Source organism: Bacteroides mediterraneensis, from assembly GCF_900128455.1.
Taxonomy (GTDB): Bacteria; Bacteroidota; Bacteroidia; order Bacteroidales; family Bacteroidaceae; genus Phocaeicola; species Phocaeicola mediterraneensis.
On record NZ_LT635783.1, the window covers coordinates 2,642,491 to 2,659,849 of the forward strand.

10 protein-coding genes, 2 tRNA genes, 2 rRNA genes and 1 other annotated feature are annotated in these 17,359 nt (G+C 47.1%); of the genes, 9 read left to right on the top strand and 5 right to left on the bottom strand.

What is annotated here, in order from left to right; genetic code table 11:
• Positions 1 to 3: 3 nt before the first annotated feature.
• The 5 genes from BQ7480_RS11245 to BQ7480_RS11265 all read right to left on the bottom strand — a co-directional run bounded on the left by BQ7480_RS11245 (position 4) and on the right by BQ7480_RS11265 (position 4,606).
• On the bottom strand, positions 4 to 594 hold the full coding sequence (locus BQ7480_RS11245; RefSeq protein ID WP_072542932.1) for a hypothetical protein: 591 nt from the start codon (positions 592 to 594) through the stop codon (positions 4 to 6).
• Positions 595 to 811: 217 nt separating this feature from the next.
• Positions 812 to 922 (bottom strand): 5S ribosomal RNA (gene rrf / locus BQ7480_RS11250).
• Between the two features lie 154 nt (positions 923 to 1,076).
• Positions 1,077 to 2,494: a sequence feature (23S ribosomal RNA rRNA prediction is too short), on the bottom strand.
• 176 nt (positions 2,495 to 2,670) lie between these two features.
• Positions 2,671 to 2,744: transfer RNA gene (locus BQ7480_RS11255), tRNA-Ala, on the bottom strand.
• Between the two features lie 89 nt (positions 2,745 to 2,833).
• Positions 2,834 to 2,907: transfer RNA gene (locus BQ7480_RS11260), tRNA-Ile, on the bottom strand.
• Between the two features lie 171 nt (positions 2,908 to 3,078).
• A 16S ribosomal RNA gene (locus BQ7480_RS11265) occupies positions 3,079 to 4,606 on the bottom strand.
• Between the two features lie 1,045 nt (positions 4,607 to 5,651).
• On the opposite strand from BQ7480_RS11265, the gene BQ7480_RS11275 reads away from it, so the two are divergent.
• The 9 genes from BQ7480_RS11275 to rpiB all read left to right on the top strand — a co-directional run bounded on the left by BQ7480_RS11275 (position 5,652) and on the right by rpiB (position 17,273).
• Entirely contained in the window at positions 5,652 to 6,494 is an 843-nt protein-coding gene (locus tag BQ7480_RS11275) for an OmpA/MotB family protein (protein WP_072542934.1), read from the top strand.
• A 422-nt stretch (positions 6,495 to 6,916) separates the two neighbouring features.
• Positions 6,917 to 8,662 carry a sodium:solute symporter gene (locus tag BQ7480_RS11280; protein ID WP_072542935.1) on the top strand — a complete coding sequence of 582 codons (1,746 nt, stop codon included), beginning with the start codon at positions 6,917 to 6,919 and terminating at the stop codon, positions 8,660 to 8,662.
• Positions 8,663 to 8,842: 180 nt separating this feature from the next.
• Entirely contained in the window at positions 8,843 to 9,997 is a 1,155-nt protein-coding gene (locus BQ7480_RS11285) for an aldose epimerase family protein (protein ID WP_072542936.1), read from the top strand.
• Positions 9,998 to 10,046: 49 nt separating this feature from the next.
• The gene (locus tag BQ7480_RS11290) at positions 10,047 to 10,724 is read left to right on the top strand and encodes an NUDIX hydrolase (RefSeq protein WP_072542937.1); all 678 of its coding nucleotides are present in this window, start codon (positions 10,047 to 10,049) and stop codon (positions 10,722 to 10,724) included.
• A 4-nt stretch (positions 10,725 to 10,728) separates the two neighbouring features.
• The gene (locus BQ7480_RS11295) at positions 10,729 to 11,418 is read left to right on the top strand and encodes an L-ribulose-5-phosphate 4-epimerase (protein ID WP_072542938.1); all 690 of its coding nucleotides are present in this window, start codon (positions 10,729 to 10,731) and stop codon (positions 11,416 to 11,418) included.
• A gap of 38 nt (positions 11,419 to 11,456) precedes the next feature.
• Positions 11,457 to 12,983: an L-arabinose isomerase gene (gene araA / locus BQ7480_RS11300; protein WP_072542939.1), complete on the top strand. Its 1,527-nt coding sequence runs from the start codon at positions 11,457 to 11,459 to the stop codon at positions 12,981 to 12,983.
• 106 nt (positions 12,984 to 13,089) lie between these two features.
• Positions 13,090 to 14,688 (top strand): xylulokinase, encoded by a 1,599-nt coding sequence (locus BQ7480_RS11305; RefSeq protein ID WP_072542940.1) that lies wholly within the window; start codon positions 13,090 to 13,092, stop codon positions 14,686 to 14,688.
• Between the two features lie 135 nt (positions 14,689 to 14,823).
• Positions 14,824 to 16,839 (top strand): transketolase family protein, encoded by a 2,016-nt coding sequence (locus BQ7480_RS11310; RefSeq protein WP_072542941.1) that lies wholly within the window; start codon positions 14,824 to 14,826, stop codon positions 16,837 to 16,839.
• Positions 16,839 to 17,273 (top strand): ribose 5-phosphate isomerase B, encoded by a 435-nt coding sequence (gene rpiB / locus BQ7480_RS11315; protein ID WP_022352623.1) that lies wholly within the window; start codon positions 16,839 to 16,841, stop codon positions 17,271 to 17,273. The genes BQ7480_RS11310 and rpiB overlap by 1 nt, the downstream gene beginning before the upstream one ends.
• Positions 17,274 to 17,359: the final 86 nt, after the last annotated feature.

A 17,359-nucleotide genomic window follows, 5' to 3' on the forward strand; every position in this document is an offset into this window, starting at 1 on the left:
GGATTAAAACAACATTTTAACTAACTGAGGACGAAGGAATTCTTTAAAATAATTTTCAAACTCTTCCTCTCCGAAATTCACTTTATAAGAGCCATCCGCAGGCGAAATAGAGAACAGCATCTTCATTCCATTCACCTGGTTAATCGTAACCCCCTTATCCAGCAAAGCCTTAGCCTTTACGGTGAAATATTTCTTCAAATCCTCCGCATCTTTCACTGAGATTTCAATAGGCTCATTGGCAGACCATTTTTCAGCCAATGTCAAAATAAATTTATAAAGGAATTCTTTGTCCGTAGTAAAACCTTTCACTGCCTCTTCCACTGTCTGGTTAGTCAGCAGATTAGCGACTTCGGTCCTTAACGCATTCAACGCCTGACCTGCAAAAAGTTTTAACTCCGATTTCGTGTTTTCAGTCAATTCATCAGCTGATTTTTTTGCCTCGGCCAGTATCGATTCGGCCTGTTTCTTCGCATCTTCAATCAACTTCTCCGCCTGAGCCTGAGCTTCACTTACCAAGCGTTGAGCTTCCTCATTTCCTTTCTCTACCCCTTCACGGTAGATTTTATCGGTTAGCTCTTGAATCTTGTTTTCCATGATGATATATATTTATTAAAGTTTACTGCTAATATAAGATTTTTTTCACAGTCCAAATATAGCAACTTTTTTATTCAAAGCAATTATATTCATCATGAATATTTGACTGAAATATCTCTAAAAAAGACCAATACAGAATATCCTACCAGACTTTGTAAAGAACTGAACAGGACACAAAATAAAGCCCCGAGATATTGCTATCTCGAGGCTCTCTGTAAAACGGCGACTACCTACTCTCCCACTTGTACGCAGTACCATCGGCGTGGCGAAGCTTAACTTCTCTGTTCGGAATGGGAAGAGGTGGAACCTTCGCGCCATAGTCACCTTAATATCCTTTCAATTAATAATGAATAATGAATAATGAAAACCTATCCATTCTCCTTATCAATCATATTTTATCATGACTCACAAGCAAGCAATCTCAGCACTCGGCTGAACGTATATATCATCCTTTGATGCTTTTTCCATCCGCCCTGCGCGGATAAGGAAAGCCTTCGGGCAATTAGTAATGCTCGGCTTTGCTGTCTCCAGCTTTACACCTGCATCCTATCAACGTTGTCGTCTTCAACGACCCTGAGAAATCTAATCTTGTGGCCGGCTTCGCACTTAGATGCTTTCAGCGCTTATCCGATCCCGACTTAGATACCCGGCGATGCGCCTGGCGGCACAACCGGTAAACCAGAGGTCGGTCCAACACGGTCCTCTCGTACTAGTGTCAGAGCCACGCAAATTTCATACGCCCACGATAGATAGAGACCGAACTGTCTCACGACGTTCTGAACCCAGCTCGCGTGCCACTTTAATGGGCGAACAGCCCAACCCTTGGGACCTTCTCCAGCCCCAGGATGTGACGAGCCGACATCGAGGTGCCAAACCACTCCGTCGATATGAGCTCTTGGGAGGGATCAGCCTGTTATCCCCGGAGTACCTTTTATCCTTTGAGCGATGTCCCTTCCATACGGAAACACCGGATCACTATGCTCTAGTTTCCTACCTGCTCGACTTGTCTGTCTCCCAGTCAAGCGCCCTTATGCCATTACACTCTGCGGACGGTTACCGATCGTCCTGAGGGCACCTTTAGAAGCCTCCGTTACGCTTTTGGAGGCGACCACCCCAGTCAAACTACCCACCAAGCAATGTCCTCCTGCCTGGAGTTAGAACTCAAACAAACGAAGGGTCGTATTTCAACAGCGGCTCCACGAACACTGGCGTGCCCGTCTCAANTTGCGCGCTCCGACCGCTTGTAGGCGCACGGTTTCAGGTACTCTTTCACTCTTCTGTTCGAAGTGCTTTTCACCTTTCCCTCACGGTACTGGTTCGCTATCGGTCTCTCGGGAGTATTTAGCCTTGCCGGATGGTCCCGGCGGATTCACGCAGGATTCCTCGTGTCCCGCGCTACTCAGGATACCGCTACGCTTCCTCTCGCTTCATGTACCGGACTCTCACCGTCTTCGGTCTGATTTTCCAAACAGTTCCATTCACGAGATTTCTTGCGATGTCGCGGTCCTACAACCCCTCAGATGCCGTAACATCTGAGGTTTGGGCTANTGAGCCTTAGGACCCGACTTACCCTGATCCGATTAGCGTTGATCAGGAAACCTTAGTCTTTCGGCGAGGGGGTTTCCCACCCCCTTTATCGTTACTTATACCTACATTTGCTTTTCCATACGCTCCAGAGTGGCTCACGCCACGCCTTCGACGCTGAATGGAATGCTCCCCTACCAACCATTGCTGNTCCATCTGAAGATGGATGTTATCTCTTCAAGATAACGGGTTGTCCCATTCGGAAATCCGCGGATCAAAGGTTATTTGCACCTCCCCGCGGCTTATCGCAGCTTATCACGTCCTTCATCGCCTCCGAGAGCCAAGGCATCCGCCATGCGCCCTTTCCTACTTTCCTTATCACGTGCACACTCCGTTTTTCAACGGGTGCGGGATGATATATACTTTTAGCTTTCGTACTAAAATTACTTTTTGCTTGTTACATCATGTCATAGACCGTTTTTCAGTTAAAAGTTAATAGTTAACAGTTAAAATCACTTTTAATTTTCAACTCTTGCCTTTTAACCCTTCAAGTGGAGAATAACGGATTCGAACCGTTGACCCCCTGCGTGCAAAGCAGGTGCTCTAGCCAGCTGAGCTAATCCCCCAAGATTCATGCTTCATTTTTTTCAAAGCGGCTGCAAAGGTAGTCATTTCCTTTCAAACCTGCAAATAAAAAGCGAAGTTTTTTCTGAGGTAGTCCCAGGCAGAGTTGAACTGCCGACCTCTACATTATCAGTGTAGCGCTCTAACCAACTGAGCTATAGGACTGTGTCAGTTAATAGTTAAAGGTTAACAGTTAAAAGCGAAAACCAAACTATTGACTGTGTGATTCAGTTCAACCTCGTCCGTTCCGACTCGGCTTCATCTTTCTCTCTTCTTATATCGAAAAACAAACTCATCTGCAGTACAAGGCAAGAACCTTCGTCGGTTCCTCTCCAGAAAGGAGGTGTTCCAGCCGCACCTTCCGGTACGGCTACCTTGTTACGACTTAGCCCCAATTACCAGTTTTACCCTAGGGCGCTCCTTGCGGTTACGCACTTCAGGTACCCCCGGCTTTCATGGCTTGACGGGCGGTGTGTACAAGGCCCGGGAACGTATTCACCGCGCCGTGGCTGATGCGCGATTACTAGCGAATCCAGCTTCGTGGAGTCGGGTTGCAGACTCCAGTCCGAACTGAGAGAGGCTTTCGGGATTGGCATCCGGTCGCCCGGTAGCTGCCTTCTGTACCCCCCATTGTAACACGTGTGTAGCCCCGGACGTAAGGGCCGTGCTGATTTGACGTCATCCCCACCTTCCTCACATCTTACGATGGCAGTCTGTCCAGAGTCCTCAGCACTACCTGATAGTAACTGGACACGAGGGTTGCGCTCGTTATGGCACTTAAGCCGACACCTCACGGCACGAGCTGACGACAACCATGCAGCACCTTCACAGACGCCTTGCGGCTTGCCTGTTTCCAAGCAATTCGTCTGCAATTCAAGCCCGGGTAAGGTTCCTCGCGTATCATCGAATTAAACCACATGTTCCTCCGCTTGTGCGGGCCCCCGTCAATTCCTTTGAGTTTCACCGTTGCCGGCGTACTCCCCAGGTGGGATACTTAACGCTTTCGCTAAGCCGCTGACAGTCTATCGCCAACAGCGAGTATCCATCGTTTACCGTGTGGACTACCAGGGTATCTAATCCTGTTTGATACCCACACTTTCGAGCCTCAACGTCAGTCGCGGCTTAGCAGGCTGCCTTCGCAATCGGGGTTCTTCGTGATATCTAAGCATTTCACCGCTACACCACGAATTCCGCCTGCCTCAACCGTACTCAAGGACGCCAGTATCAACTGCAATTTTAAGGTTGAGCCTCAAACTTTCACAGCTGACTTAACGACCCGTCTACGCTCCCTTTAAACCCAATAAATCCGGATAACGCTCGCATCCTCCGTATTACCGCGGCTGCTGGCACGGAGTTAGCCGATGCTTATTCATAAGGTACATACAAACACCCACACGTGGGTGACTTTATTCCCTTATAAAAGAAGTTTACAATCCGTAGGACCTTCATCCTTCACGCTACTTGGCTGGTTCAGGCTCGCGCCCATTGACCAATATTCCTCACTGCTGCCTCCCGTAGGAGTTTGGACCGTGTCTCAGTTCCAATGTGGGGGACCTTCCTCTCAGAACCCCTATCCATCGTCGACTAGGTGGGCCGTTACCCCGCCTACTATCTAATGGAACGCATCCCCATCGCTTACCGATAAATCTTTAATCTTATTTGCATGTGCGCTTAAGATACCATCGGGTATTAATCTTTCTTTCGAAAGGCTATCCCCGAGTAAGCGGAAGGTTGGATACGCGTTACTCACCCGTGCGCCGGTCGCCATCAAACTTAGCAAGCTAAGTTCATGCTGCCCCTCGACTTGCATGTGTTAAGCCTGTAGCTAGCGTTCATCCTGAGCCAGGATCAAACTCTTCATTGTAAAATATTTTTCACTCTTTCGAGCATTGTTGTCTCTGTTTCAGGAAACCGATTTCTATATCCTTTTCAGGTTATTGACGGTTCTTGTTTCATCCCATATATACATTATATATAAGACTACTTCTTGTACTACATCTTCGTTTGTTTATCTAAAGTCTTTCAAAGAACTATCTTTCTTTCGTGCTCCCGTTTCAGCGGGAAAGCGTTTGCAAAGGTAAGGCGTTTTTTCTTTCCCTCCAAATTTTTCCGGAAGTTTTTTTTCGAAAAAGTTTTTCAGGGTGACCTCGCGGGGCTTATCCCTTTCTCGCTCCCTTGCGTTCTTGCAAGGTAAGATACTCGGGTGCAGCGCCTTTGAAAGTCTGCCTCTCTTCACCAGTCTGTCATCTTCAGCGGCTCTCCCTCTCGAAAGCGGTTGCAAAGGTACGCACTTTTTCCGCTTCCGCAACTTTTATCACACTCTTTTTTTCAAAAATTTTTGAAGATTTTTATAAGTCACTGAAACAGAATGTGTTGCAGGACATATTTTTCCGACGCCTCCGGAAACGGACGGGAACATGCCTACATTATGTATTTCGCGCGGGCGCGAGCGTATACATTTGATATGTATAAACCTATGCTGCATATAAACCGAACATCTTCCTAAAGAAAGGAATACATATATACATAAAGAAGAGCGCACAAGAAAATCCATGAAGACTTTTGAAGACTTTTGACACCCACAAAAAAACGCACTTGCGTTTCAACTAAAACGCCAAAGAGTTTTGAGTCAAACACACTTGCGTTTTAAATCAAACGCACTTACGTTTTGAGTCAAACTCAAATACAGTTTCCCAGCCTATAGGGAAAAACCTATAACAAATTGATATACAACATATTTCAAAATGACAGGATTTAAACTTGCCCATTAGGAAACAACCAGACATTGACAATACAATATCTTATGATAAACTCCTCTTTCTCAACAAAGGCACCTTCTTTTCAAAAAAGGCTTTTATATTATCTGATATAGCGTAAACTCGTATATCTTTGCAGAAAAATATAAAACAATGAGAAAAACACCCTTAATCGCACTCGCAGGACTTTTAATAATAGGCAGTACATCCTGCGTAACCAAGAAAAAATTCCTTATCGCCGAAAACGGCAGAATAGAAGCCCTTTCTAGAGGAGATAACCTGCAAGGCCAGCTGAATGAATGCCACAATGAAATGGAAAAGATGCGTGAGCAAATAGACAAATTGCAGCAAGACACCAACCGCCAGGGAAACTCCATCCGGCATTATCAGCAGCTGTTGTCCAGCAACATGAACGAACAGGAAAAGCTGAATTCTCTGCTAGGAGAAAAACTGAAAGAACTGGACGAACGGGAAAAAACCATTCAGCAACTTCAAGGAATGATTGACCAGCAGAATGCCAAAGTACAAGACCTGCTCAGCAGTGTAAAAGATGCATTGCTCGGCTTCAGCAGTGACGAACTGACAGTACGGGAACAGAACGGGAAAGTGTATGTAGCCATGTCGGACAAACTGCTGTTCCAGTCCGGAAGTGCCAAACTGGACAAACGAGGTGAAGAAGCCTTGGGGAAACTAGCCGAGGTATTGAACAAACAGACGGAAATAGACGTATACATTGAAGGACATACTGACAACAAGCCCATCCACACTGCACAATTCAAGGACAATTGGGACTTAAGCGTTATCCGAGCTACCTCCGTAGTGCGTATTCTGATTGAAAAATACCAAGTCAATCCACTTCAGATACAACCCTGCGGACGTGGTGAATTCATGCCTGTTGCCGACAACGAAAGTGCTGAAGGACGGGCAAAAAACCGCCGGACAGAAATTATCATGGCCCCGAAACTGGACAAACTGTTCCAGATGCTGCAAAAATAAAACTACAAAACATATCACTCATAAATAAGCTGAAAGTCCCGCCCCCTTCCCAAAGAAGCCTGCCGGGACTTTTCAATTCTCCACATTATCATAGACTCCTCACCCACAGCCATCACCTTTCCAATATTAAAGAAGCTCTCCCCCCTCCCGCACACTATAAGACAACAAGTAAAAGCCGGGGAAACTGCAAAAACCCACATAAACTCCCCTACTTCCCTCCCTTAAAAGTTAAAACCGGAAGAGAAACAAAAAAAACGAAGAAACATGCTCTAAAACATGAGAATTTATTAGTGTAATTTTACACTTATCCGTAATATTGCAGTCGAATTAGTGTTACTAATACACTTTGAAAAACAAATGAAATAACAGGAACTTTTGATAGCCACGGAATCAATACACAAATCATTAAAATACTTACAATTATGAATTGGAATTCAACTGAGTTTATTTGGCTCGACTGGCTGGTTCTCGCCGTCGGGGTCATGGCTATTGTATGGGCTGTTTACCGTACAATCAAAAAAGATCATGAAAAGATGAAAGGTGCCGACAGTCAGGATTACCTTTTCGGAAAAGGAGAACCTTGGTATATCATCGGTGCTGCCATTTTTGCAGCCAACATCGGCTCTGAACATCTGGTAGGATTGGCTGGTACAGGCGCAAAAGACGGTGTGGGAATGGCACACTGGGAGATGCAAGGCTGGATGATTCTTATCCTTGGATGGCTGTTTGTTCCTTTTTACCAGTTGTTGAATAATAAAATGGGGAAAATTATCACCATGCCGGACTTCCTGAAATTCCGCTATACCCAGCGCACCGGTTCATGGTTGTCCATCATCACTCTGATTGCCTACGTGCTGACAAAAGTATCCGTAACAGCCTTCACCGGCGGTATCTTCTTCGAATACCTGCTCGGACTTCCATTCTGGTGGGGTGCACTCGGTCTTATCTTCATTACAGCCGTATTCACAGTTTTCGGCGGCATGAAAGGAGTCATGACACTATCTGCCATCCAGACCCCGATATTAATCATCGGCTCATTTCTCGTTTTATTCCTGGGTTTGAACATGCTCGGTGACGGCAGTATTTCGGAAGGATGGTCACAAATGATGGCCGCATGTAACGCCGCACACGACGGTTTCGGTACAACCCACATGTTCCACACCGACCCTGCCGACCCCATGTATCCGCAGTTCCCTGGCTACGTAGTATTCCTCGGAGCATCCATCATCGGTTTCTGGTACTGGTGTACTGACCAGCATATCGTACAACGTGTACTCGGACAAACTAAAGGAGAAGACAACCGCAAAGTCATGGCCCGTGCACGCCGCGGTACAATCGCAGCCGGTTATTTCAAACTGTTGCCTGTATTCATGTTCCTGATTCCGGGTATGGTGGCTTTCGCACTCTCTCAAAAGACCGGCAGCAGCATCGTCATGGATATCACCAACACACACGACACAGACGGCGCTTTCGCCATGATGGTAAAGAATATCCTGCCGGCCGGTGTGAAAGGTATCGTAACCATCGGTTTCATCTGTGCCCTTGTAGCTTCTTTAGCTGCCTTCTTCAACAGCTGCGCCACCTTGTTCACAGAAGACTTCTACAAGCCGATGAAAAAAGGCATGAGTGAAAGCCATTACGTAATGGTAGGACGTATCGCTACCGTCGTAGTCGTACTTTTGGGACTGGCTTGGATGCCTATCATGATGAACATGGGTAACCTGTATTCTTATCTCCAAGATATCCAATCACTGATTGCTCCTGCCATGGTGGCTGTATTTACCCTTGGTATCTTCTCGAAGCGTATCACTCCGAAAGCCGGAGAATGGGGACTTATCGGTGGCTTCCTTATCGGTATGGTACGTTTGCTGACTAATGTAATCACCGACTCAGGCAAAGCTGTCATGGACGGTGCATTCTGGGAATACACCTCTTGGTTCTGGCAGACCAACTGGCTGATTTTCGAAGTGTGGTTGCTTGTATTCATCGTCATTCTGATGTACGTGGTATCCATGTTTACTGCCAAACCGACATCTGAACAGATTGCTGCCATCACGTTCACAGGCGACTACAAGAAAGCCATCCGTGAAAGCTGGAATATGTGGGATGTCATTGCCACATTGGGTGTTGTAGTCCTGTGTGCATTGTTCTATGCATATTTCTGGTAATCCGAAAAACAACGGCTTATAATGGAAGAGGATATGCAGGAAATTGTATATCCTCTTCCACGTTTATAGGGAAACTACCGAAAAACATGCATTCTATGTTGAAAAACATTTGAAAAAATGAACAAGTAATTGTTTTAAGTGTTACTTTTACACCATACAAATAATATTAAAGATAAATTTATGAAAAGCATGAAGAAATCACTTCTAGGCATGAGTGCTGCATTGATTTTTTTCTGCGGATGCAGTCAAAAGCAGGAAGCTCCCAAACTGACCTTATCGGGTTTGGACCCAGCTAATTTTGAAACGCTTGTAGATAGTGTAAAACCTGTAAAACTTTACACTTTAAAAAATCATCAAGGGATGGAAGTCTGTGTCACCAATTTTGGAGGACGACTGGTTTCCATTATGGTTCCAGACAAAACCGGCAAGATGACCGATGTAGTTCTCGGCTTCGACAGCATTGCTGACTACCAGCATATTCCGAGTGATTTCGGTGCAGCCATCGGGCGTTATGCCAACCGAATCAACAAAGGTAAAATCACTCTTGACGGACAAGAAATCCAACTTCCGACAAACAACTTCGGTCACTGCCTGCACGGCGGTCCTACCGGATGGCAATATCAGGTATATGAAGCCAATCAAACCAATGACAGTACCCTTGTGCTGACCATGAAATCACCGGACGGAGACAATAACTTCCCGGGCAACGTAACGGCTCATGTAACCTATTCCCTGACAGCCGACAATGCCATCGATATCCAGTATGATGCCACTACCGACAAGACGACTGTCATCAACATGACCAACCACTCGTATTTCAACCTGAGCGGTGATCCTTCAAAACCGGCTACTGACCACGTGCTTTATGTGGCTTCCGACAGCATCACACCGGTAGACAGCACCTTCATGACCACCGGCGAAATGATGGCAGTAAAAGATACTCCGTTCGACTTCAACACGCCGAAGACCATCAGTCCGGATGTCACAGACTTTACCAACGAACAAGTGAAATTCGGTAACGGATTCGACCATAACTGGGTATTGAAGACCAAAGGTGACATCAACCAGCTGGCTGCCAAACTGACTTGTCCTACCACAGGTATCAGCCTGGAGGTCTACACCAATGAACCAGGTATCCAGGTGTATACAGGAAACTTCCTGGACGGAACGGTGAAAGGAAAGAAAGGCATCGCCTATCCGCAGCGGGCTTCCGTTTGTCTGGAAACACAACACTATCCCGACAGCCCCAACAAGCCCCAATGGCCTTCTGTTATTCTGGCTCCAGGACAAACTTACCAGAGTCACTGTATCTTCAAATTTACAGTGGAGAAATGACAGGCCCCACAAGAAACCTAGTTGAAAAGAACAAAAAGTCAAAAATTGAATGACCACTTACTATAATCATAATCCCAAATTCTACGTCGGCATCGACTGCATCATTTTCGGATTCGAAAAAGGAGAACTGAACTTATTGCTGCTGAAACGAAATTTTGAGCCGGCAATGGGCCAATGGTCTCTGATGGGAGGATTCATCCAGGAAAATGAAAGTGCGGACGATGCGGCCAAACGGGTACTGAGCGAGCTGACGGGTCTGGAAAATGTGTACATGGACCAGATTGGAGCCTTCGGTGCCGTAGACCGCGATCCGGGAGAACGCGTAATTTCACTGGCCTATTATGCGCTTATCAACATCAACGAATACGACCGGGAACTGGTGCAGCAGCACAATGCGTACTGGATAAACATCAATGAAATTCCCGAACTTATCTTCGATCACAACGAGATGGTGGAGAAAGCACGTGCCATCATGCGCCAGAAGGCATCGAGAGCCCCCATCGGCTTCAACCTGCTTCCCGAGCTGTTCACCTTGACTCAGCTGCAAAGCTTATATGAAGCCATCTACGGAGAACCGATGGACAAGCGCAATTTCCGCAAACGTATCGCAGAAATGGGATTTATTGAGAAAACTGATAAAATAGATAAAACAGGATCCAGAAGAGGCGCCTCTCTTTATAAATTTAATGACAAGGCATATCAGAAGGACCCGAAATTTAAACTTTAATCACATGTTAGAAGCACTAAAAGAAGAAGTTTTCCATGCAAACCTGGATTTGGTAAAGCACGGACTGGTGATTTTTACGTGGGGAAATGTGTCTGCCATCGACCGTGAAAGCGGACTGGTAGTCATCAAACCTAGCGGAGTGTCTTACGATGAAATGAAAGCTGAGGATATGGTAGTAGTCGATTTGGAAGGAAACGTGGTGGAAGGCAATCTGCGCCCTTCAAGTGACACCCCTACCCATCTGGTTCTCTACAAAGCTTTCCCTGAAATCGGCGGAGTGGTACACACCCACTCTACTTACGCCACTGCCTGGGCACAGGCCGGATGCGACATTCCGAACATCGGTACCACTCATGCAGACTATTTCCACGAGGCAATTCCCTGCACAGCCGACATGACAGAAGAGGAAGTGAAGGGTGCCTACGAACTGGAAACGGGAAATGTCATCGTGAAACGCTTCGAGGGCATGAATCCGGTACATACTCCGGGAGTACTCGTAAAGAATCACGGACCTTTCTCATGGGGTAAAGATGCACACGATGCCGTACACAATGCCGTAGTCATGGAACAAGTGGCAAAGATGGCCAGCATTGCTTACGCTGTCAACCCGCACCTGACCATGAATCCGCTGCTGGTAGAAAAACACTTCAGCCGCAAGCACGGTCCGAACGCTTACTACGGACAAAAGAAATAACAACAAAGCCAACCAATTAATTATAAAATACAATCACTATGAACACATTTGACCAATATGAAGTATGGTTCGTAACCGGAGCTCAGCTCCTTTACGGAGGCGATGCAGTCATCGCAGTAGACGCACACAGCAACGAAATGGTAGCAGGTTTGAACGCCAGCGGCAAACTGCCTGTGAAAGTGGTATATAAAGGAACAGCCAACTCTTCAAAAGAAGTAGAAGCCGTATTCAAAGCAGCCAATAATGACGAAAAATGTATCGGTATCATCACTTGGATGCACACTTTCTCTCCGGCCAAGATGTGGATTCACGGTTTGCAGCAATTGAAAAAACCGTTGCTCCACCTGCACACTCAGTTCAACAAAGAAATTCCATGGGACACAATGGACATGGATTTCATGAACCTGAACCAGTCTGCTCACGGCGACCGCGAATTCGGTCATATCTGCACTCGCATGCGTGTCCGTCGCAAAGTGGTAGTAGGTTACTGGAAAGAAGAATCTACTCAGAAGAAGATTGCTGTCTGGATGCGTGTATGTGCTGCATGGGCTGACGCTCAGGATATGTTGATTATCCGTTTCGGCGACCAGATGAACAACGTAGCCGTTACCGACGGTGACAAAGTAGAAGCAGAACAGCGCATGGGATACCATGTAGACTACTGCCCGGTAAGCGAACTGATGGAATACCACAAGGCTGTAAAAGACGAAGATGTGGATGCATTGGTAAAAACTTACTTCAGCGAATACGACCACGACGCAGAACTGGAAGACAAATCTACAGAAGCCTACCAGAAAGTATGGAACTCAGCCAAAGCTGAACTGGCTCTCCGTGCCATCCTGAAAGCAAAAGGCGCCAAAGGTTTCACGACTAACTTCGACGACCTGGGTCAGACAGACGGCAGCCACTTTGACCAGATTCCGGGATTGGCTTCTCAGCGCCTGATGGCAGAAGGATATGGTTTCGGAGCAGAAGGCGACTGGAAATCAGCTGCTTTGTACCGTACCGTATGGGTAATGAATCAGGGCTTGCCTAACGGATGCTCTTTCCTGGAAGACTACACACTGAACTTCGACGGTGAAAACAGTGCCATCCTGCAGGCCCACATGCTGGAAGTTTGCCCGATGATTGCTGCCAAGAAGCCTCGTCTGGAAGTACACTTCCTGGGTATCGGTGTCCGCAAGAGCCAGACTGCACGTCTTGTCTTCACTTCCAAAGTAGGTACAGGATGCACAGCTACTGTAGTAGACCTTGGCAACCGCTTCCGTCTGATTGTAAACGATGTAGAATGCATCGAACCGAAACCGCTGCCTAAATTGCCGGTTGCTTCTGCCCTTTGGAAACCGATGCCTAACTTCGAAATCGGTGCTGGTGCATGGATTCTGGCTGGTGGAACACACCACTCTTGCTTCTCATACGACCTGACTGCAGAATACTGGGAAGACTATGCTGAAATCGCCGGTATTGAAATGGTACATATCAACAAAGACACTACCATCGGTGAATTCAAGAAAGAACTTCGCATGAACGAAGTATACTACATGCTGAACAAAGCACTCTGCTAATACTTTGTCAGTTTCATTAAAAGTGCTGGACAGAAGATTTCTTTCTGGCAGCACTTTTAATTTTTCCTATCGCTTTATTTCTTAACTTTAAATTGTTGATTTTGATATGAAATCAGATGCTAAGTCAACCATTGAGGCAGGCAAGGCCATTCTGGGTATTGAATTCGGTTCCACCCGAATCAAAGCTGTCTTGATTGACCAGGAAAACAAACCCATCGCACAAGGTAGCCACACGTGGGAAAACCAGCTGGTAGACGGACTCTGGACCTACAGCATTGAAGCTATCTGGGCTGGCGTGCAAGATTGTTACGCCGATCTCCGCGCCAACGTAAAGAAACAATATGGCATAGAAATAGAAACGCTTGCAGCCATCGGCATCAGTGCCATGATGCACGGCTACATGGCTTTCAACAACAAGGAAGAGATTCTGGTACCTTTCCGCACTTGGAGAAATACCAACACGGGAAAAGCTGCTGCCGAACTGTCTGAACTGTTCGTCTACAACATTCCTTTGAGATGGAGTATCTCTCACCTTTATCAGGCCATCCTGAACAAGGAAGAGCACGTAAAAGACATTACGTTCCTTACCACACTTGCCGGCTACGTACACTGGCAGATTACCGGTGAAAAGGTACTGGGCATCGGCGATGCTTCCGGTATGCTTCCTATCGACCCTGCCACAAAGAACTATTCTGCCGAAATGGTAGCCAAGTTCGACAAGCTGGTAGCTCCTTACGGATTCAGCTGGAAACTGACCGACATCCTGCCCAAAGTCTTGCTGGCCGGTGAAAATGCCGGTTGCCTGACCGAAGAAGGTGCCAAGAAGCTGGATGTATCAGGCCACTTGAAAGCAGGCATACCCGTATGTCCTCCGGAAGGAGATGCCGGCACTGGAATGGTAGCTACCAATGCTGTCAAGCAACGCACGGGTAACGTATCGGCAGGTACCTCTTCCTTCTCCATGATTGTATTGGAAAAAGACCTGTCAAAACCGTATGAAATGATTGACATGGTGACTACCCCCGACGGTAGTCTGGTAGCCATGGTACACTGCAACAACTGTACTTCCGACTTGAATGCATGGGTCAATCTGTTCAAGGAGTATCAGGAACTGATGGGCATGCCGGTAGACATGGATGAAATCTTCGGCAAACTGTATAACAACGCGCTGACAGGCGATGCAGATTGTGGCGGACTGATTTCTTACAACTACTTCTCAGGCGAACCTGTGACAGGACTGACAGAAGGACGCCCGTTGTTCCTGCGTACAGCCAACGACAAATTCAACCTGGCCAATTTCATGCGGGCCCACCTGTATGCTTCTGTAGGCGTACTGAAAATTGGGAATGACATCCTCTTCAACGAAGAGAAAATCAAAGTAGACCGCATTACGGGGCATGGCGGTTTGTTCCGCACCAAAGGCGTGGGACAAAGAGTACTTGCCGCTGCCATCAATTCTCCGATTTCTGTCATGGAGACAGCCGGTGAAGGTGGAGCATGGGGTATCGCCCTGCTGGGTTCTTACCTGGTAAACAATGACAAGAAGCAGTCGCTGGCCGATTTTCTTGACGAAAAAGTATTCGCAGGCAATGCAGGCGTAGAGGTATCACCTACGGCAGAAGACGTAGCCGGATTTAACGCCTATATTGAAAAATACAAGGCTTGTCTGCCTGTAGAAGAGGCCGCAGTAAAATACAAGAAGTAAAAAAATGTAAAATAAATAACTTACTTCCACTTTGTAATTTACATATAAATGTCATACCTTTGCTCATAATTTCAAGAAGCAGGCACCCATAGCGGTGTCTGCCTTATGTAGCATACAAATTAAAAAATTAATAATATGAACAGTAAACAAGTAATGAACCATGCCGCTGACAATATTCGTATTTTAGCTGCATCAATGGTTGAAAAAGCGAAATCCGGTCATCCCGGAGGTGCAATGGGTGGAGCCGATTTCATCAATGTACTGTACTCTGAGTTCCTGCAATATGACCCTCAGAACCCGAAATGGGAAGGACGCGACCGTTTCTTCCTTGACCCGGGACACATGTCTCCGATGTTGTACTCACAATTGGCACTCATTGGAAAATTCACATTGGAAGAATTACAGCAACTGCGCCAATGGGGTTCTCCTACTCCGGGACATCCGGAAGTGGACGTGATGCGTGGCATTGAAAACACATCCGGTCCGCTGGGACAAGGTCACACTTTTGCCGTAGGTGCCGCTATCGCAGCCAAATTTCTGGCAGCCCGCACAGGCAATCCTACCTTTGCAAAAGAAACCATCTATGCGTATATTTCAGACGGAGGTATTCAGGAAGAAATCTCTCAGGGTAGCGGACGTATTGCCGGATGCTTGGGACTGGACAACTTGATTATGTTCTACGACTCCAATGAAATCCAGCTGTCTACAGAGACTAAGGACGTAACCACGGAAGATACAGCCATGAAATACCGCGCATGGGGATGGAATGTCATCGAAATCAACGGTAACGACTGTGAAGAAATCCGCACGGCCTTGAATGCCGCCAAGGCAGAAAGCAAACGCCCGACCCTGATTATCGGTAAATGTATCATGGGTAAGGGTGCCCGCAAAGCAGACAACACTTCTTACGAGCACAACTGCAAGACTCACGGAGCTCCGTTGGGTGGTGATGCTTACAAGAATACCATACTCAACTTGGGAGGTGACCCGGAAAATCCGTTCGTTATCTTCGACGACGTAAAAGAAATTTACGCCAAACGTGCAGAAGAGCTGAAAGCCATCACAGCTGCCCGCCACGAAGAAGAAGCTGCATGGGCTGCCGCCAATCCGGAAAAAGCCGCACAGCTGAAAGAATGGTTCAGCGGTGCCGCACCGAAAGTTGACTGGGCTCACATCCAGCAAAAGGCAAACGATGCAACCCGTAATGCTTCGGCTACCGTATTGGGCGCATTGGCACAGCAGGTTCCCAATATGATTTGTGCATCTGCCGACTTGTCAAACTCTGACAAGACCGACGGTTTCCTGAAACAGACTCACGCCTTCACCAACGGTGACTTCAGCGGTGCCTTCTTCCAGGCCGGAGTAGCTGAGCTGACCATGGCTTGCTGCTGCATCGGTATGGCTTTGCATGGCGGTGTGATTGCTGCTTGCGGTACCTTCTTCGTATTCTCCGACTACATGAAACCAGCTGTACGTATGGCTGCTCTTATGCAGTTGCCAGTGAAATTCATCTGGACACACGATGCATTCCGCGTAGGAGAAGACGGACCGACACACGAACCGGTGGAACAGGAAGCACAAATCCGTTTGATGGAAAAACTGAAAAACCATCACGGAAAGAACTCCATGCTGGTTCTCCGTCCGGCCGATGCCGAAGAAACGACTGTATGCTGGAAACTGGCTATGGAAAATACCGACACTCCGTCTGCCCTGATTCTGTCACGCCAGAACATCAACATGTTGCCGGAAGGCACAGACTACGCACAGGCTGCCAAAGGAGCCTACATCGTAGCTGGTTCTGATGAAAATCCGGATGTCATCATGGTAGCTTCCGGTTCTGAAGTTTCTACCCTGGTAGCCGGAGCTGAACTGCTGCACAAAGACGGTATCAAGACGCGCATCGTATCTGTCCCGTCGGAAGGCTTGTTCCGCAGCCAGAGCAAGGAATATCAGGAAAGCATCCTTCCTGCCGGAGCCAAAGTATTCGGTCTGACCGCCGGTCTGCCGGTGAACTTGCTCGGACTCGTAGGTGCCAACGGCAAAATCTGGGGGCTGGAATCATTCGGTTTCTCTGCTCCTTACAAGGTGCTGGATGAAAAACTGGGATTCACCGCAGAAAATGTGTATAACCAAGTAAAAGAAATGCTCTAATGAAAACAATAGGACTTGCATCCGACCATGCCGGATTTGAATTGAAACAATACGTAAAAAAATGGCTGGAAGCTAAGGGATGGGAATACAAGGATTTTGGTACTTATTCTACTGAAAGCTGCGATTATCCCGATTATGCACACCCATTGGCGTTGGCCGTAGAAAAAGGTGAGTGCTATCCGGGGATTGCCATCTGCGGAAGCGGAGAAGGCATCAGCATGACGCTGAATAAACATCAAGGTATCCGCGCGGCACTTTGCTGGATTCCGGAAATCGCCCATCTGGCCCGTCAGCACAACGATGCCAACGTATTGGTCATGCCGGGACGTTTCATCGACGAGGCCACTGCCGACAAGATTATGACGGAATTCTTTACGACCGACTTTGAAGGCGGACGTCATCAGGCAAGGATTGACAAGATGCCGGTTCGGTAACCATTCTTCTGAGGTTATTCAGAGAAATCTTATTCATTGAGACAAAATAGAAAATCCCGTTTCCATCCGATTTGGAAACGGGATTT

Excerpts from the sequence above, each read along its gene's own strand:
- BQ7480_RS11245 (WP_072542932.1), bottom strand. The coding sequence starts at position 594 with ATGGAAAACAAGATTCAAGAGCTAACCGATAAAATCTACCGTGAAGGG.
- BQ7480_RS11275 (WP_072542934.1), top strand. The coding sequence starts at position 5,652 with ATGAGAAAAACACCCTTAATCGCACTCGCAGGACTTTTAATAATAGGC.
- BQ7480_RS11280 (WP_072542935.1), top strand. The coding sequence starts at position 6,917 with ATGAATTGGAATTCAACTGAGTTTATTTGGCTCGACTGGCTGGTTCTC.
- BQ7480_RS11285 (WP_072542936.1), top strand. The coding sequence starts at position 8,843 with ATGAAAAGCATGAAGAAATCACTTCTAGGCATGAGTGCTGCATTGATT.
- BQ7480_RS11290 (WP_072542937.1), top strand. The coding sequence starts at position 10,047 with ATGACCACTTACTATAATCATAATCCCAAATTCTACGTCGGCATCGAC.
- BQ7480_RS11295 (WP_072542938.1), top strand. The coding sequence starts at position 10,729 with ATGTTAGAAGCACTAAAAGAAGAAGTTTTCCATGCAAACCTGGATTTG.
- araA (WP_072542939.1), top strand. The coding sequence starts at position 11,457 with ATGAACACATTTGACCAATATGAAGTATGGTTCGTAACCGGAGCTCAG.
- BQ7480_RS11305 (WP_072542940.1), top strand. The coding sequence starts at position 13,090 with ATGAAATCAGATGCTAAGTCAACCATTGAGGCAGGCAAGGCCATTCTG.
- BQ7480_RS11310 (WP_072542941.1), top strand. The coding sequence starts at position 14,824 with ATGAACAGTAAACAAGTAATGAACCATGCCGCTGACAATATTCGTATT.
- rpiB (WP_022352623.1), top strand. The coding sequence starts at position 16,839 with ATGAAAACAATAGGACTTGCATCCGACCATGCCGGATTTGAATTGAAA.